Source organism: Telluria sp. LT2P34 (genome assembly GCF_059685915.1).
On the sequence record NZ_JCASIN010000003.1, the window covers coordinates 122,983 to 140,010 of the forward strand.

14 protein-coding genes are annotated in these 17,028 nt (G+C 66.1%); 6 read left to right on the plus strand and 8 right to left on the minus strand.

Annotated elements, in window-relative coordinates; all coding sequences use genetic code 11:
• Position 1 precedes the first annotated feature (1 nt).
• Genes AC56KZ_RS11220 through AC56KZ_RS11230 form a run of 3 tightly spaced genes read left to right on the plus strand, consistent with a single transcriptional unit; the run spans position 2 to position 4,021 of the window.
• The gene (locus tag AC56KZ_RS11220; protein ID WP_497162244.1) at positions 2-649 is read left to right on the plus strand and encodes a DUF3306 domain-containing protein; all 648 of its coding nucleotides are present in this window, start codon (positions 2-4) and stop codon (positions 647-649) included.
• Positions 646-2,319: a 4Fe-4S binding protein gene (locus AC56KZ_RS11225; RefSeq protein ID WP_497162245.1), complete on the plus strand. Its 1,674-nt coding sequence runs from the start codon at positions 646-648 to the stop codon at positions 2,317-2,319. Before AC56KZ_RS11220 ends, AC56KZ_RS11225 begins: the two co-directional genes overlap by 4 nt.
• A gap of 10 nt (positions 2,320-2,329) precedes the next feature.
• Complete coding sequence (locus tag AC56KZ_RS11230; RefSeq protein WP_497162246.1) at positions 2,330-4,021, plus strand: AMP-binding protein; 1,692 nt, start codon at positions 2,330-2,332, stop codon at positions 4,019-4,021.
• A gap of 2 nt (positions 4,022-4,023) precedes the next feature.
• On the opposite strand, the gene AC56KZ_RS11235 is transcribed toward AC56KZ_RS11230, so the two are convergent.
• Complete coding sequence (locus tag AC56KZ_RS11235; RefSeq protein ID WP_497162247.1) at positions 4,024-4,572, minus strand: GNAT family N-acetyltransferase; 549 nt, start codon at positions 4,570-4,572, stop codon at positions 4,024-4,026.
• Between the two features lie 190 nt (positions 4,573-4,762).
• Here AC56KZ_RS11235 and AC56KZ_RS11240 point away from each other — a divergent pair, with 190 nt between their 5' ends.
• Positions 4,763-5,251, plus strand: a complete 489-nt coding sequence (locus tag AC56KZ_RS11240; protein ID WP_497162248.1) for an SET domain-containing protein — start codon at positions 4,763-4,765, stop codon at positions 5,249-5,251.
• Entirely contained in the window at positions 5,248-6,444 is a 1,197-nt protein-coding gene (gene pncB, locus AC56KZ_RS11245; RefSeq protein ID WP_497162249.1) for a nicotinate phosphoribosyltransferase, read from the plus strand. Before AC56KZ_RS11240 ends, pncB begins: the two co-directional genes overlap by 4 nt.
• Here the strand turns inward: pncB and AC56KZ_RS11250 are convergent.
• The 4 genes from AC56KZ_RS11250 to AC56KZ_RS11265 all read right to left on the minus strand — a co-directional run bounded on the left by AC56KZ_RS11250 (position 6,439) and on the right by AC56KZ_RS11265 (position 12,202).
• The gene (locus AC56KZ_RS11250; RefSeq protein ID WP_497162250.1) at positions 6,439-7,521 is read right to left on the minus strand and encodes an L-dopachrome tautomerase-related protein; all 1,083 of its coding nucleotides are present in this window, start codon (positions 7,519-7,521) and stop codon (positions 6,439-6,441) included. The two genes, pncB and AC56KZ_RS11250, sit on opposite strands and share 6 nt — an antisense overlap.
• 30 nt (positions 7,522-7,551) lie before the next feature.
• The gene (locus AC56KZ_RS11255; protein WP_497162251.1) at positions 7,552-8,667 is read right to left on the minus strand and encodes a DNA topoisomerase IB; all 1,116 of its coding nucleotides are present in this window, start codon (positions 8,665-8,667) and stop codon (positions 7,552-7,554) included.
• Between the two features lie 89 nt (positions 8,668-8,756).
• Positions 8,757-10,991, minus strand: coding sequence for a hybrid sensor histidine kinase/response regulator (locus AC56KZ_RS11260; protein ID WP_497162252.1), 2,235 nt, complete (start codon positions 10,989-10,991; stop codon positions 8,757-8,759).
• Positions 10,988-12,202, minus strand: coding sequence for a pyridoxal phosphate-dependent aminotransferase (locus AC56KZ_RS11265; protein WP_497162253.1), 1,215 nt, complete (start codon positions 12,200-12,202; stop codon positions 10,988-10,990). The genes AC56KZ_RS11260 and AC56KZ_RS11265 overlap by 4 nt, the downstream gene beginning before the upstream one ends.
• Positions 12,203-12,453: 251 nt before the next feature.
• On the opposite strand from AC56KZ_RS11265, the gene AC56KZ_RS11270 reads away from it, so the two are divergent.
• Positions 12,454-12,807 carry a hypothetical protein gene (locus AC56KZ_RS11270; protein ID WP_497162254.1) on the plus strand — a complete coding sequence of 118 codons (354 nt, stop codon included), beginning with the start codon at positions 12,454-12,456 and terminating at the stop codon, positions 12,805-12,807.
• Here AC56KZ_RS11270 and AC56KZ_RS11275 read toward each other — a convergent pair.
• The 3 genes from AC56KZ_RS11275 to AC56KZ_RS11285 all read right to left on the minus strand — a co-directional run bounded on the left by AC56KZ_RS11275 (position 12,804) and on the right by AC56KZ_RS11285 (position 17,014).
• Entirely contained in the window at positions 12,804-15,059 is a 2,256-nt protein-coding gene (locus AC56KZ_RS11275; protein WP_497162255.1) for a xanthine dehydrogenase family protein molybdopterin-binding subunit, read from the minus strand. The genes AC56KZ_RS11270 and AC56KZ_RS11275 overlap by 4 nt on opposite strands.
• A complete protein-coding gene (locus AC56KZ_RS11280) occupies positions 15,056-15,535 on the minus strand; it encodes a (2Fe-2S)-binding protein (RefSeq protein ID WP_497162256.1) in 480 nt (159 codons plus the stop codon). The genes AC56KZ_RS11275 and AC56KZ_RS11280 overlap by 4 nt, the downstream gene beginning before the upstream one ends.
• 138 nt (positions 15,536-15,673) lie before the next feature.
• Positions 15,674-17,014, minus strand: a complete 1,341-nt coding sequence (locus AC56KZ_RS11285) for an erythromycin esterase family protein (RefSeq protein WP_497162257.1) — start codon at positions 17,012-17,014, stop codon at positions 15,674-15,676.
• Positions 17,015-17,028 lie beyond the last annotated feature (14 nt).

Sequence of the window (17,028 nt, forward strand, 5' to 3'; positions counted from 1 at the left end):
CATGCCCGAAGAAGGATTCCTGCGCCGCTGGGCGCGCGTCAAGGCGACCGGGGCCGCTCCCGGCGAGGAAGCCGTTGCAGAGAAGGAGGCAGCGGCGCCGGCACCCGCGGCCACGCCCGAGCCGGATGCGCCGCGCTGGGCCAGGGCAGGGGACACGCCGGCCACGCCGTTCAGGGCCGACGCCTGGGCACCTGCACAGGCCGAGCCGGCCGCTGCCGGCGGGCGGGCCGCGCCGACACTCGAGGACGTCGCCGGATTGACGCCCGACTCCGATTATTCCATCTTCGTCGGCCAGGGTGTCGACAAGTCCGTGCAGCGCCTCGCCCTGAAAAAACTGTTCGCCGATCCGCACTTCAACGTGATGGACCGGCTCGACATGTACATGGACGACTACAACATCCCGAGCCCGGTGTCGGAGGCGATGCTCGCCCAGCTCGACCATGCACGCAGCGCGCTGCGCCGCTTTGTCGACGAGGAGGAAACCCCCGCCGACATGCAGGCGGCCCAGCACATCGAACAGGATGCAGAACCCGATAACGAAGCCGCGCATGCGGAGTCACTGGCAGCGGACGACAGCTGCCAGGCGCCCGCGCATGAACCCGGCCCATTCCATTGTCCAAACCAGCAATTGCCTCAAGGCCAAGCATGAACATCCGATTTCTAGAAGGGCAGGCCGGCGATCCCTTGCAGGAACGCCGCAATGCCCTCGCCAAGACCGCCGCCATCCTGGCGGCCGAAGCCATAGCACCGGCCGAGCCGGGCGCCTCGGTCAGCTACCGGTCCAGTGGACGTACCCTGGTCGTCGGCAGCGCGGCCCAGGCGCTGCCCTGGGCCGACCACCTGGCGGGCGCGCTCCCGGTGACCTTGCTGCTGCTCGACAATGTCGACGTCGGCGAGCGTCCCTACCCGGTATTCATGGCGCGCGCCGTCGCCCTGGCCGGCTGGCTGGGCGCTTTCGAAGCGCGCTGGCAGGCGCCGGGCGCCAGCCCCGGCCAGGGCAAGTTCGACCTGGTTTTCGATTTGTGCCCGAGTCCGCTGATCGCCAGCCACCAGCCGCCGCACGGCTATTACGCGCCCGGCGTGGACGACAGCGCGCGCCGCGTGGCCGCTGCCGAGCTGCTGGAGATGGTGGGCGACTTCGACAAGCCGAAATATTTCGCCTACAAGGAGCGCCTCTGCGCCCACAGCCGCAACGGCCTGAAGGGCTGCACAGCCTGCATCGAGATTTGTTCGGCCAAGGCCATTTCCAGCGCCGGCGACCGCATCAAGGTCAATCCCTACCTGTGCGCCGGCTGCGGCGCCTGCAGCACGGTCTGCCCGTCGGGGGCGCTCGGCTACGCGTTTCCGACCGTGGACCACACCGGCAGCCGCCTCAAGGCCGCGCTGCGCGCCTACCGCGAGGCCGGCGGCCAGGACCCGGTATTGCTGCTGCATGGCGAAGGCGGCGCGCCGCTGATCGAAACGGTTGCGGCCGACCTGGCCACCGGCATCCCGGGACGCGTGATCCCGATGGCCCTGCACCACACCGCCTCGACCGGCATCGACGTCTGGCTGTCGGCCCTGGCTTACGGCGCGGCCGGCGTCACCGTGCTGATGACGGCCGAGGAAGCGCCGCAGTATGCCGCAGCGCTCGACACCCAGATGCGCATCGCCGAGACGGTGATGGAAGGCCTGGGCTACGGCGGCCCGCATTTCCAGCTCCTGCGTGTGACTGCCCCGGAAGAACTGGCCGTGGCCCTGCAGCATGCGCCGCGCGGCGAAGCCCCGGCCGAAATGGCGACCTTCAACCTGGCCAACGAAAAACGCAACACGCTCGACTACGCGCTCGAGCATCTGTTCCGGCACGCGCCGCAGCCGGCCAGGGAAGTGGCGCTGCCGCCGGGCAGCCCCTTCGGCGCGATTGCCGTCGACAAGGCGAAGTGCAGCCTGTGCATGGCCTGCGTCGGCGCCTGCCCGTCCTCGGCCATCATGGACACGCCGAACATGCCGCAGCTGCGCTTCGTCGAGCAAAACTGCGTGCAGTGCGGCCTGTGCGCGAATACCTGCCCGGAAAACGCGATCGCGCTGGTGCCGCGCATGGCCTTCGGCGACGTCCGCAAGCAGACCGTGGTGCTGAACGAGTCGCAGCCTTTCCACTGCATCCGCTGCAACAAAGCCTTTGGCACCGTGCACATGATCGAGAACATGCTGGGGCGCTTGTCCGGCCACAGCGCCTTCGCCGGGAAGCTCGACCGTCTGCGCATGTGCGCCGATTGCCGTGTGATCGACATGATGCAGCCGGAAGACGAATTCGCCGTGCCGCTGCGCCGCCCGAGCTAAGGAGGACACAATGACCCCGTACCAGCGTTTCGTCCAGGCGCGCGACTTCCTGCAGCAGCACCGCCTCGACTACGACACGGCCTACCGCGATTACCAGGCGCCCCGGCTCGACGCCTTTAACTGGGGCATCGATTTCTTCGACCAGGAAGCGAAGGACAACCACGCGCCTGCGCTGTGGGTCGTGGAAGAGGACGGCCGCGAGCAAAAGATCTCCTTCGCCGACATGGCGGCGCGCTCGAGCCAGGTGGCGCAATACCTGCAGCAATGCGGGGTCGAACGCGGCGACCGCGTGCTGCTGATGCTGCCGAACCGCGTCGAGCTGTGGGAAATCATGCTGGCCGGGATCAAGCTGGGCGCGGTGCTGGTGCCCACTACCATGCTGGTCTCGAGCGCCGACCTGCAGGACCGCATGGACCGGGGCCGGGTGCGCCACGTGATCGCCCAGACTTCCGAAGCCCACAAGTTCGAGGGCATTACCGGCAACTTCACGCGCATCGCGGTCGGCGGCAAGGGGGAAGGCTGGCACGAAGGATGGCACGATTACGACGACTGCCGGCGCGTGCTCTCCGTCTTCACCCCGAAAGGCGAAACGCGCGCGGCCGACCCGCTGCTGCTGTATTTCACTTCCGGCACGACCGCAAAACCGAAGCTGGTGCTGCACAGCCAGCAGAGTTATCCGGTGGGACACTTGTCGACCATGTACTGGATCGGCCTGCAACGCGGCGACGTGCACTGGAACATCAGTTCGCCCGGATGGGCCAAGCATGCCTGGAGCTGCTTCTTCGCGCCCTGGAATGCGGGCGCCACCGTGTTCGTCTACAACTATGAACGCTTCAGCGCCAAGGCCGCGCTCGAAACCGTGCAGCGCTGCAAGGTCACCTCGCTGTGCGCGCCGCCGACCGTCTGGCGCATGCTGATCAAGGAAGACCTGACGCAGTGGAAACCGCCGCTGCGCGAACTGGTGGGCGCCGGCGAGCCGCTCAATCCGGAAGTCATCGAGCAGGTCGAGCGCGCCTGGGGCATCCGCATCCGCGACGGCTTCGGCCAGTCCGAAACCACCGCGCAAATCGGCAACCCGCCCGGCCAGCCCTTGAAACCCGGTTCGATGGGGCGCCCGCTGCCGGGCTACGCCATCGCCCTGCTCGACGCCGACGACCAGCCGGCCAGGGAAGGCGAAATTTCGGTGCGCCTGCAGCCGCAGCCGCTCGGCCTGATGATGGCCTACGAGGGCGACGAGGAAAAAACCGCCGAGGTCATGCGCGCCGGCCACTACCACACCGGCGATACGGCATACATCGACGACGACGGCTATTATTTCTATGTCGGCCGCAACGACGACGTGTTCAAGTCTTCCGATTACCGCATCAGTCCCTTCGAGCTCGAAAGCGTGCTGGTCGAACACGAGATGGTGCTCGAAGCGGCGATCGTGCCGAGCCCGGACGCGCTGCGCCTGTCGGTGCCGAAAGCGTTCATCACCCTGCGCCAGGGCGTCGAACCGAGCCGCGAACTGGCGCGCGAACTGTTCGCCTTTGCACGCGATCGCCTGGCCCCGTACAAGCGCATCCGCCGCATCGAGTTCCGCGAGCTGCCGAAAACCATTTCGGGCAAGATCCGCCGGGTGGAATTGCGCAAGCAGGAAGCGACGCGCGACACGGTGCCGACCACGGGAATCGAGTTCCGCGAAGAGGACCTCGGCGACTGAGATCAGTGATCGAACTCGCTGCGTAACAAGCCATACACGAGGTGGTCGACAAAGACGCCATTCAGGTATTCCTCCTGGCGCAGCACGCCTTCGCGGGTAAATCCCAGGCGTTCGGCAAGGCGTACGCTGCCTTCGTTCGTCGACGCACAGCGCAACTCCACTCTGTTCAGGTGCAAGGGGCCGAAGCCATAGGCAAGGACGCTGCGCGCCGCGGAAGTCGCAATGCCTTTGCCGCCGAATTCGCTTCCGATGAAATAACCGATCTTCGCCTTGCGGTCGTCGGCGTCGATATCCCGCAAGCGAATCGACCCGCACAAGGCCTCGCCCATGAACAGATGCCACTCGAGGATCCGGCCAGCCTCGGCCGCCTCGAGGGCGGCCTCGAGATGGGCGCGCGCCGCCTCCGGCGACGACAGGCTCGACACCAGAGGCATATAGGCGTTCAGGTGGGCGAGATTGCGTCCGACCAGCGCTGCCAGCATGGGCGCGTGCTGTATGCTCACCGGAACGATGGCGATGCCGGAGCCGGTTTCGAGGGCAATGGTATTCACGGAGTTTCCTGGCAAAACGGTCATGCTGCCACGGCCTTCACGCAATTGCAAATAGTCAACAATTGCGTCTGGCGCGGCAGGCGAATCATGTGCGGCACAAAGCCGCAAAAGCTGCAACAATAACAAGAGTCCGCCGACGGCGCCCTTTGTGAATGCGCGTTCGCTTTTTGTTCTTCTACTTTCCCATTCCATGCCCAGCAAACCCGCAGCCAAGGCCGATCCAGCCTGTGAAGTAAAAAAATCCCCAGTCCACGGCAATGGCGTCTTCGCCCGGCGCTTCATCGATGCCGGCGAGCGCATCATCGAATACCGGGGCGAGCGCATCAGCTGGGACGACGCGACCCAACGCGCGCTGGACGCCGGCGGGCCGATCAACCATACCTTCTTCTTTACCCTGGCGGACGGCCGCGTCATCGACGGCGGCCGGCGCGGCAACGAGGCGCGCTGGATCAACCATGCCTGTTCGCCCAATTGCGAAGCCTACGAGGAAGCGGGGCGCGTCTACATCCACGCGTTGCACCCGATCGAGGCCGGCCAGGAACTGAACTACAACTACGCGCTCATCTACGACGAGCGCCATACGCCGGCGCTGAAGAAATTGTTTGAATGCCGATGCGGCACGCCTGATTGCACCGGCACCATGCTGGCGCCGAAAAAGCGCAGCAGAAAAAAAGCATGAAGCCCATCGTCCGCAGCCTGCTCGAAACCGACCTCTACAAATTCACGATGTGGCAGGCGCTGCTGCACCGCCATCCGAACGCCCATGGCGAATACGAATTTCGCTGCCGTAACGAGCCCGACTATCCGCTGGCCGAGCTGAAGGAAGAAGTCGAACGTGAACTCGACCACCTGTGCGAGCTGCTGTTCACGGACGAAGAAATCAGCTACCTGCGCGGCCTGCGTTTCATCAAAAGCGATTTCGCCGACTTCCTGACGGTGTTTCGCTTCCAGCGCAAGTTCATCACGGTCGAGACCGACGGACCGCACCTGCGCATCTGCGCCTGCGGGCCGGTGGTGCATGTGATGGGGTTCGAGATTTATGTGCTCTACATCGTCAACGAACTGTATTTCCGGCGCTTCGACCAGCACAAGGCGATCGAGGAAGCGCGCAAGCGCCTGGCCCTGAAGATCGAGCAGCTGCGCGCATTCGAGCGTGAACCGCAGCGTGCCAACCCCTTCGAATTCTTCGACTTCGGCGTGCGCCGGCGTTTTTCCGGCGAATGGCAGGACGAGGTGGTTTCCACCCTGGCGCGCGAACTGCCGCAGTTCTTCAAGGGCACCTCGAACGTGCACCTTGCGCGCAAGTACAAGCTGGTGCCGATCGGGACCATGGCGCACGAATACATGCAGGCCTTCCAGGCTTTCGGGATGTGCCTGCGCGACTTCCAGAAGGCGGCGCTGGAGGATTGGGTGCAGGAATACCGCGGCGACCTCGGTACCGCGCTGACCGACGTGGTCGGCATGGATGCCTTCCTCGCCGACTTCGACCTGTATTTCGCGAAACTGTTCGACGGCCTGCGCCACGATTCGGGCGATCCTGTCGCCTGGGGCGAAAAGGCGCTGGCGCATTATGCGAAGCTGCGCATCGATGCGCGCACCAAGCGCCTCGTGTTTTCAGATGCGCTGACGGTGCCGAAAGCGCTGGAACTGTATCGCCGCTTCGCCGACCGCACCATGACCGGTTTCGGCATCGGCACCCAGCTCACCAACGACACACCGTACAAAGCGCTGAACATCGTCATGAAGCTGGTGCGCTGCAATGGCCAGCCGGTCGCCAAACTGTCCGACACGGCCGGCAAGTCGATGAGCAATGACGAGACCTTCCTGGCCTACCTGCGCCAGGTGTTCAATCACGCCGAACCGACCTCATAGCGGGCACAGTTTCCAGAGTTCCGTCGGCAGCGCCGCCGGGGCGTCGGCTTTGAAGAAAGCCGAATCCTGGATGTGCGAGGTGGTCACGTAGACCGTGCCGTCCGGACCCTGGCTGAAGGTGTCGGGCCAGCGCAGCCGCTTGTCCTGGACCAGGGTGCGTACCGGGGCCTCGGGGCCTGCGTCGAGGTCGCGCAGCTTGATCGCGTCGTCCTGGAGGGCCGAGAGCAGCATCCGGTTCGTGCCGCGCAGGATCAGCAGGCCGTCGTTCACGCCATTCATGCCGAAGGGCTCGACGCTGGCGGCGAGGTCCTCGCCGCGCATGCCGGCGCCGACCAGCGCGTGCGTGGCGATCCGGTACAGGGTGTCGCCCTTGATCGCCTGCCAGTACAGCCATTCGCCGTCGCCGGAGAGCTCGATGCCGTCGGCCGAAAACTCGACGCCGCGCCCGTCCTGCTGGCGCAGCACCTTGCCGTCGGCCTTCACGTCGAGGCCCTTTTTCATCTGCGTCGACGGATCGCCGTCGAGCACGCGCACCGCGCGGCCGGCGGCCAGGTCGACCACGACGATCGCTCCCCGCACACCCGAATCGGTGATGAAGGCGAACTTGCCGTCGTTCGAGAAGCGCACGTCGTTCAGGTAAGAGCCCTGCGGCGCCGCGTCTTCGTCGAAAGCGATGGTCTGCGCGGCGCGGTTGGTGGCCAGGTCGATCCGCACCAGTTTCGGCCCGCCGTCGACGACATGGCTCTGGGCGGGTGCGGCCGGATCGAGCACCCACAGGTTGCCGCGCCCGTCGGCGACGACGCTCTGGACGCAAACCCAGTGGTCTGCGGGCGTCAGCTCGTCTTTCTTGGCATTGCGCCAGGCGTTCCATTTGGCGTCGGGGTAGGGCTGCAGTTCCCCTCCCGGCAGCAGTTCGGCCACCGAGACCGCCGTGTCCTCGGTCCAGCGCGGCAAATTCACGAAAATCCGCTTGTCTTCCGATACCGTCACGCCGGTCACCTGGTGCTCGAATCGGGCGACCAGTTTGATCGCGGTACGGCCTTCCTGCAGATCTGCTTGCGCTTGTTTTGCGGTCATTGTCCTGTCCTTTTCCGGGTGGTGGGAGTCTTACGCGGCCTTGCGCGGCATGTCCGCCTCGCGCGCCAGGCGCTGCTGGAGCATGGCCAGCACGGCCGCCTCTTCGGGCTGCAGCGAATGCAGGTCTTCGCTCAGTTCCTGTTCGGTACGTTCGCGCAAGGCGTCGAGCACCGCGCCGTCCATGTAGGCGTCGAGCACCGCCGGATGCACATAGCATTTGCGGCAGACCGAGGGCGTGTTGCCGAGCTTTGCGGCGACCGATTCGATGGCGCGCACGACGTTTTTCTTGGCCTGGGTTTCGGAATCGAATTTCTCGAATTCCTGCAAGGCGAGGGCGGCCAGTACCGTGCCGGACCAGGTACGGAAGTCCTTGGCCGTGTAGTCTTCGCCACTGATGGCGCGCAGGTAGTCGTTGACGTCGCTCGAGTCGACGCTGCGGGTTTCGCCGTCCTCGTCGATGTACTGGAACAGTTCCTGGCCCGGCAGGTCGCGCGTGTTGCGGATGATGCGCGCCAGGCGCCGGTCGTGCACGTGGATCTTGTGGTACACGCCGCTCTTGCCCCGGAACTTGAACTCGACATCGCTACCGTCCACCTTGACGTGGCGGTTGCGCAGGGTCGTCAGGCCGAAGGATTTGTTCGTGCGCGCATATTCCTCGTTACCGACCCGCATCATGGTCGCTTCCAACAGGTAGACGATGGTGGCCAGTACTTTTTCGCGCGGCAGGCCCGGCAGCTTGAGGCCGCGGTCGACCTCTTTCCGGATCTGCGGCAGCGCCTTGCCGAAGTTGATCATGCGCTCGAACTTGGCCTCGTCGCGCACGCTGCGCCATGTCGGGTGGTAGCGGTATTGCTTGCGCCCGCGCGCGTCGCGCCCGGTGGCTTGCAGGTGGCCGTTCGGCTGCGGGCAGATCCAGACCTCGGTCCAGGCCGGCGGAATCACGAGCGACTTGATGCGCTTGAGCGTCGCCTCGTCGTCGATCGCTTCGTTTTTCGCGGAATAATAACGGAAGCTTTCGCCCTCGCGCTCGCGGCGGATGCCCGGCCGGTCGTCGAGTACATAGCGCAGCCCGGCCGCCCTGGCGGCGTTGGGCGGGTCGCTGAGCGGCGCCGCGTCGGCGGCAGGTGCGGGTGCGGCTGGGGTCATGGCATCGGCATTCTGGAGTGGAATGCCGATCTTACGCCTCCGGCTTGGGCGCACCGTTCGGGAGCGCACGCAAGCGGGGCATGCCGCTCCTACCTCGGGTGCTTCTCCGCCGCCGCTTCCGCCAGCAGGTCCGACAGTTCCACCGTATTGACCGGCTTGACGATGTAATGGTCGAAGCCGGCCGCCATGGCGGCGTCGCGGTCTTGCTGGCGGCCGTAGCCGGTGGCGGCGATCAGCACGGCATTCGTCGCCTGGGGCAGGCGGCGCAGGCGGCGCGCCAGTTCGTTGCCGTCGAAGTCGGGCAGGCCGATGTCGAGCAGGCAGACGTCCGGCGCGAAGACCCGCGCCACGTCGACGGCGACGGCGCCGTTATAGGCGATCTCGACGTTGTGGCCGGCGGCGCTGAGGAAGAGCTGCAGCGTGTGCACCGCGTCCAGGTTGTCGTCGACCAGCAGCACCTTGAGCGAGCGCGCCGTTTGCGCCTGGCCGCCCCTGGTCTGGGCCACCGTCAAAGGCGCCTCCTGGGTATGGCGCGGCAGGCGCACCGTGAAGGTGCTGCCCTTGCCCGGGCCCGGGCTGGCGGCGCACACGGTGCCCCCATGCAGTTCGACCAGGCTCTTGGCCAGCGCCAGGCCCAGGCCCAGGCCGCCCTGGGAACGGTCGGGGGTACGCTCGGCCTGGGTGAACAGGTCGAACACGCGGGCGACCAGCTGCGGCTCCATGCCGATGCCGTCGTCGACCACCGTCATCACGTAATCCGGTCCGTCTTCGACCAGGCTCAGTTCGATGCGGCCGCCCTCGGGCGTGTATTTGGTGGCGTTGTTGAGCAGGTTTGCCACCACCTGCACCAGGCGCTTGTGGTCGCCCTTGACCGGCGCCGTGTTCGGCAGCAGGTCGAGCACGACGCTGTGGCGGCGGGTCGTGATCAGCGGCCGGATCTGCTCGGCCGCGTCGTCGATCACCTTGCGCAGGTCGAGCACCTGGGTCGAGATCGAGACCAGGCCGCGGGTGACGCGCGAGACGTCCAGCAAATCGTCCACCAGGCCGGTCATGTGCTCGACCTGGCGCGCGATGATGGCGCAGGTCTGCGTGATCTGCGCGTTGTCCGAGTGGAGCAGTTTCAGGAGGTGGGCGCCGGTGCTGATCGGCGCCAGCGGATTACGCAGTTCGTGCGCCAGCATGGCCAGGAATTCGTCCTTGCGCTGGTCGGCCGCGCGCAGTTCGCGCTCGGCCTGGCCGCGCGCCGCTTCCTTCTTTTGCAGCGTGGCCGCCATTTCGTCGAGCGCCTCGGCCAGCTGGCCGATTTCCTCGCGCTCGTAGGGGATGCCCGCGCGCGCGTCGAGGTTGCCGGCGGCGATGCTGCGCGCGGTGTCCATCAGTTTGCGCACGCGCTGCACGATCAGGACGTCGCCCGCCAGCCAGGCCGCCAGCAGTGCCAGCATGGTGGTGGCGGCCAGGCCGATCAGCGACATCAGCTGGGCGCGGCGTGCCCCGGCCGTGACCGTCTCCACCGGAATGCCGATGGTGACCGTGTAGTCCGACAGCGTGGGGGCGCCCACGCGCGAGAAGGTGTGCAGGCGCTCGATGCCGTCGGCCTCGCGCAGCACCAGCGCGTCGCGCCCGGCATTGCGCATCGCCTCGCGCATCATGGGCGAGACCTTCTGGCCGAACCAGCGTTCCGGGTCGGGACGACGCGAGATGATGCTGCCTTTGGCGTCGCTCGTGACCAGCACCGAGCCGGGCGGCAGGTTGATGTCGGCCACGAAGGTGTCGAGGCCGGCCAGGTCCATGGCCGCGAACACGACCGCGACGACATTGCCGGAGCGGTCGATCACCGGGTAGGTGAGATTGATCGTGTGGCGCCGGATCACGCGCCCGAAGACGTAGTCGCCGGCGATGAAGCGGCGCTCGAGAACGGCGCGCTTGAAGTGGGGCCGGTCGCCCAGGTTCACCGGATGCAGCATCGGCACCGCGCTGCAGCTGACGTCGCCGTTCATCTGGATCAGGCCGAAGTTGGCATAGCCTTCGTTGCGGTCCAGCACATCGGCCAGCAGCGCATTGCAGCGCGGCGTCGCGCCCAGCAGGTCGGGCACGCTGGCCAGGTCGACCAGGATCTGGCGCGCCCGCTCGACCGATTGCGCTTCGTTGGCCGCGGCCAGGTTGGTCAGGCGGCGCAGGTTGTCTTCGGACGCCTCGATCGCCTGCTGGCGCTCGCGGATGCCGCCCAGGATCGTCATCAGGGCCAGCGGCAGGATCGCCAGCGCCACCAGCAGCATCAGGCGGCTGCGCAGGCTCCGGACCCGGTAGAGCGGGGCGAAGCTCATTGGCTGGCCACCAGGCTGGATGCGCGATCGGCCCCATGATCGGCCGCATGATCATCCAAACGGGCAGCCGCCATGCGCTCGCCGAATGCCGCCAGCCGCCGCACGCCTTCCATCAGCGTATAGACGTCGTCGCAGATGTAGCCGATGCGGATGAAGCCGGGCATGCCGAGCGCGTCGCCCGGCATGATGGCCACGCCTTCTTCGGCCAGCAAGGCTTCGGCGAAGGCTTCCGTGTCGTGGGTGAGGGCGCGCACGTCGCCCCACAGGTAGGGGCCCGAATCCGGGCAGTGCATGCGCAGCCAGGGCAGTTGGCCGAGCTGGCGCAGCACCGTGTCGCGCCGCTCGCGGTATTCGTCGACCATGTGCCGCTGCACGCCGCATTCGAATGCGGCGACGGTCGCGATCTGGGCCAGGTGCGAGGCGGCGGCGGTGATCGGTCCCTGCAGGGTCTGCATCGCCCCCGCGATAACGGCCGGGGCCAGCGCGAAGCCGAGGCGCCAGCCCATCATCGCATAGCTTTGCGAAGCGGAGAACAGCGTCACCACGCCGATCGCGCGCCAGTCGCAGAGGGTGGCGAAGCTGGTGTGGACCGGGCCGAAACTGAGGTGTTCGTAGCTTTCGTCGACGATGGCCTGGGCGCCGGTCGCTTTTACCCAGTCGGCGAGGTGAAGCAGTTCCTCGCGCGCGAAGACCTTGCCGGTCGGGTTGTGCGGGTTATTCAGGATGACCAGGTCGGCGGCCGGGCAGGCGGCCAGCGTCTCGGCCGTAATGCAATCCGGGAGGTCGACCAGCAGCGGGCGCAGCCCGAGCAGAAGGCAGGTGGTGACGTAAGCCGGCCAGTGCGGCTTGAAGATCAGCACCGTGTCGCCGGGGTCGGTCATTGCATACAGCGCCTCGTACAGCGCCTGCTTGGCGCCGTTGGTGACGATGATTTCATTGGCCAGGGCAGGAATGCCGTTCTCGCGATCGAGCTTGCCGCACAGGCTGCGCCGCACGTCGAGCGCGCCGGCCACGCCCGTGTAGGGCATGGTGCGCTCGTCCTGCACGGCGCGGGTGACGGCGTCGAGAACCGGGGAGGGCGGAGAAAAATGCGAAATCGCAATCGAGAAATCGATGATGCCCATGCCCTCGTTGCGGAAGGCTTCGACGCGGCCATGCATGGCGGTCGTGGCGAGGGGACGGGATGCGGCGATTCGCTGCGAAATCTTCATCTTGTTATGTACCGTGAGTAATCGAGTCCAATGGTGTCCCGAGTAGCTGCTCCCCGCTACAAAGGTTTCTTGATTGTACTAAATATTTGCGCACGGGCGAGCGCAAACCGAGCCCGGCGGTCCGTTCCGTTTCCTGCGTGTCGGATTCGCCCACAGCGCGCCCACAGCAATATGTCCCATGCATGAAAGCGCGAGCGCCGCCGGGGCGGGGATTCTGTTACGGTAGTTGCAACTGAAACAATGGAGCGACCATGAACAATCAGATCGTACGCATGCTTCCGAGCTTCGAGGCAGCCGAGCAGGCGCGCAAGGGTTTGCTGGCAGAAGGGTTCGATGTCAATGGCATCGACATCAAGGTAACCACCGATGAAGCCGGTCCGGCCGAGAGCAATTTTTACGTTGGCGACTCGCCCCAGGTGAAAGGCGGGACCGACTACGAGGACGTGTTCAAACCGGCCGACCGCGGCGACCTGTGCGTGATGATCGTGACGGTCGCCAGCGCGTCCCAGGGGGAACGCGCGGCGGCCATCATGGAACACAATGGCGGCTTCGACGCCGATCCGGCCCATCAAGCGGCGCAGCGCAAGGCCACGCCGGAAACTTAAGTCCAGCTCAGGTCGGTCTTGCTCAGCGGAAGTTCGCGCACGCGCTTGCCGGTGGCGGCGAAGATGGCGTTGCAGACGGCGGGCGCCAGTGGCGGCAAGACCGGTTCACCCAGGCCCGTGACCGGGTAATCGGTCTTCAGGAAGTGCATGTCGATCTTCGTCGGCGTGTCCGGCATGCGCAGCAGCTTGTAGTCGTGGAAATTGCTTTGCACGATACGGCCCTTCTCGATGTCGAGCTCGGGGTACATCAGGGTCGACAGGCCATCGATGATCGAGCCCTGCACCTGGTTTTCCGCGCCGCTGAGGTTGACGATCTGGGCGCCGATGTCAGTCACCACGACCACCCGGTCCACCGTCAGCTGGCCGCTTTTCGACACCGTCACTTCGGCCACTTCGGCCACATAACCGCGGTGGCTGAAGTGGAAGGCGACGCCCGCACCCTGGCCGCGGGCGAACTTGCGCTTGCCCCAGCCTGATTTTTCCGCCACTTCCTGCAATACGGCGCGCATGCGCGCCACGCTGTAGGGCTGGCCGGGCCGCGCAAGGCCGCGCTCGCCGGTGCCCGGCATGATGTCCTTGTCGCCCAGCAGTTCGAGGCGGAAGGCAAGCGGATCGCGTCCGGCCGCATGGGCCAGCTCGTCGATGAAGCTGTGGATGACCCAGGAAAACACATTGCTCCCCGGCGCGCGCCATGGTCCCATCGGGATCCGGCATTCCAGCGCGGTTTGCTCGAGCAGGCAGTTGGCCAGCCAGCGGCCCGGGAATTCATCGCCCGACAAATTGCCGCCGCTGCCAGGCTGCAGGACGCTCTTGCCGTCGCGCTCGATGCGGTTGGCAAAGGTGACGAAGTGGTTGTGCCAGGCAACCAGCTTGCCCTTGGCATCGACGCCGCCGCGCAGGTGGTGGAAGCCGCCTGCACGGAAATGGTCGTGCTGCAAGTCGTCTTCACGGGTCCAGGTCAGCTTGACCGGCGCGCCGACCTTTTGCGCGATCGCCGTCGCTTCGACGACGAAGTCGGAACTCAGGCGCCGGCCGAAGCCGCCGCCGCTGCGAATGATGTGCAGCGTGATCTTTTCTTTCGGAATGCCGAAGGTGGTCGTCACCAGCGCCTGGCCGGAGCCCGGATTCTGGGTCGGCGCCCACAGTTCCAGGCTGCCGTCGGCCGGCTTGAACCAGGCCGTGCAGTTCTGCGGCTCCATGCTGGCATGCGAAATGAACGGGTAGCGATAGCTCGCCTCGACGGTCTTGGCGGCTCCCGCCAGGGCGGCGCGCACGTCGCCGTCCTGGCGCATGACTGTCGTGCCCGGCTTGCCGGCGGCGGCCTGGGCCTGGGCAGTGAAATCGGCCCAGCTGTGGTTCGCGCCGGGGCCGTCATCCCATTTCACTTCCAGCTGGCGGCGCGCCTTGAAGGCGGCCCAGGTCGAGGTGGCGACGATCGCCACGCCCGGACGCAGGCCGTTCAGGTTATTCGTGCCTTCGACGATGAAGGCATCCTTGATGCCCGGCAGGGCCTTGATCGCGTCGAGGTTGGCGCTGACCGGCTTGCCGCCCAGGGTCGGGCATTTCACGTAGACCGCGTACAGCATGCCGGGCAAGCGCACGTCGATGCCGAACAGCGGCTTGCCGCTGACGATGGCCGCGTTGTCGACGCCGCCGATACGCGTGCCCAGCAGCTTGTAGCTGGCCGGGTCTTTCAGGGTCACCGTGGCCGCATCGGGCACCTGCAGGCTCAGCGCGGCCGGCACCAGCGCGCCATAGCCGAGCTTGCGGCGGCTGGCGGCATGGTGGATGGCGCCGTTGGCCGCGCTGCATTCGGCGGCCGGCACTTTCCAGATCCCTGCTGCGGCCTGCACCAGCATGGTGCGGGCGACCGCGCCTAGACGGTGGAAATTGTCGTAATTGGTCGGGGTCGAGGTCGAGCCGCCCGCGCCCTGGCTGCCATAAGCCGGGTTCAGGTCGCCCTGGACGATGCGGACATCCTTCCAGTCGATCTCGAGCTCTTCGGCGATGATCATCGGCAGCGAGGTCTTGATGCCCTGGCCGATCTCCGGCTGTTTCGAAATCAGGGTGACGATGCCGTCGCGGCCAATACGGATGAAGACGCTCGGGGTGAAGCCAGCGTTGCCGGCGGGCGCGCTACCTGCATCGACCGCATTCGCCAGGGCCGCGGCCGGGGCGATGCCGATGAAGAGGGCGCCGGCGGTGCTGGTGCCGAGGAAGCGGCGGCGCGAAGGGGAGAGGGGTGCGCTCATTTCTTGCCTTTTCCGTTGCCGGCGATCTCGGCGGCGCGGTGGATGCCGGCGCGAATGCGGGTATAGGTGGCGCAGCGGCACAGGTTGCCGGCCATCGCCTCATCGATCTGGGCGTCGGTCGGGCGCGGGTGCTGCTTGAGCAGGGCGCAGGCGCTCATGATCTGGCCGGACTGGCAATAGCCGCATTGCGGCACATCGAGTTCCTGCCAGGCTTGCTGCAGCGGATGCCGGTGCTCCGTGTGCAGGCCTTCGATGGTCGTGATTTTCGCCTTGCCGACGCTCGACACCGGCATCAGGCAGGAGCGGGTGGGCGTCCCGTCGACGTGGACGGTGCAGGCGCCGCACTGGCCCGCGCCGCAGCCATACTTGGCGCCGACCAGGCCCAGCGAATCGCGCAAGGCCCACAACAAGGGCGTGTCCGCCTCGACCTCGACCGTCTGGCGCTTGCCGTTGATGCTCAATGTGTACTGACTCATGATTCTTCCTTGCCTGATGACAAACTTCTGCATCCTACCAAAATGGCGTGGATTAGCGGTGGCTGGAAGAAAGTTTATTGTTAGAGAATTGTTGCCGTACAACGGCGTGGACTCGAGAGTCCACCCTGCGAAGGCAGCCTAAATCCCTTCGGGATAGGTCTCCGGCGGCTCCCCTGAATGCCAGCCGCTGGTGGCGTCGAGCGGGGTCAGGGCACTGGTGCGGTCGATGTGGATGATCGCGTCGAACTGCTCGGCCAGCCGGGCGTCGAAATAATGGCTGTGGCGTTCGGTGCGCGGCAGGTAGAGCACGCCGATGGCGCGTTCCAGGCGCCGCTCGAGCAGGATGCGGCGCGCCGGGCTGTCGTCGCGCAGGTTCAGGTAGAAGCGCTCGCGTCCCACCGCGTGCAGCAATTCTTCGTAGCTGCCGGCCATGCCGGGCCGGACCCGCTTGTGTTCGGCCGGACCGTCCCATTCGGAGGCGGCCGTCACGTGGCCGTCGTAGGTCGAAAAGCCGACCAGGCAGGTTTCGCCGGGATAATTTTTGCGCGCCAGTTCGCCCACATTCCATTCGCCCAGGTGTTCCATATAGGTGGCGCGCGCGTCGCCGATGTGCGAGTTGTGTTCCCAGACGACGATTTTGGCCGGCATGCCATCGCGCGACAGATGGCGGTCGAGCGCGTCCAGCGTTTCGGCCATGTGGCTGTCGCGCAGGTTCCAGGAAGATACCCGGCCGCGGAACATGGTTCGGTAGTATTCCTCGGCGTTTTTCACGAGGCGCGCATTCTGCTGCGCGTAAAAAAAGGCGTCCTCGGACGAGGCGCCATCGAGCTGCATGTAGTCGAGCGCGCGCTGCTGCAACTGCTGCAGCTGGGTCAACACACCCTGCTGGCAGGATTCGGACAAGCCGACGCTGGTGGCATAGCCGTAGTGCTGGCTGTCTTCGTCGTAATGGTCGAAGCAGGCATAGCGCTGGCGCGCTTCCCTGGCAGCGGCGGGGTCGACCCGCTCGAGGTAGTCCAGCACCTCGCGCACGGAGGTAAACAGGCTGTACAGGTCCAGACCATAGAAACCCACCTGCGGCCCGGCCCGCACGCCCGCGTTGTGGCCGCGCAGCCAGTCGATGAAGTTCACAACATCGGTATTTCTCCACATCCAGGCCGGAAAACGCTCGAAGCCCGACAGGGCTTCGTTGGCATTCGTGTCCCGACCCTCGCCGCGCACGTAACGGTTGACGCGGTAGGCGTCCGGCCAATCGGCCTCGACCGCCACGGCCGTGAAGCCCTTCTCGCGGATCAGGCGCTGGGTAATGCGCGCCCGTTCTTCGTAGAATTCGTGGGTGCCATGGGTCGCTTCACCGAGCAGCACGAAGCGGGCGTCGCCCACGAGCGCGAGCAGGGCGTCGTAATCACCCGGGCCGCCGTCGAGCGGGTGGGCTGCAGCCGCCAGGGCGGCTGCGTTGATCTCGATCGCGACGCTCATGCTCGCCCGGGTGT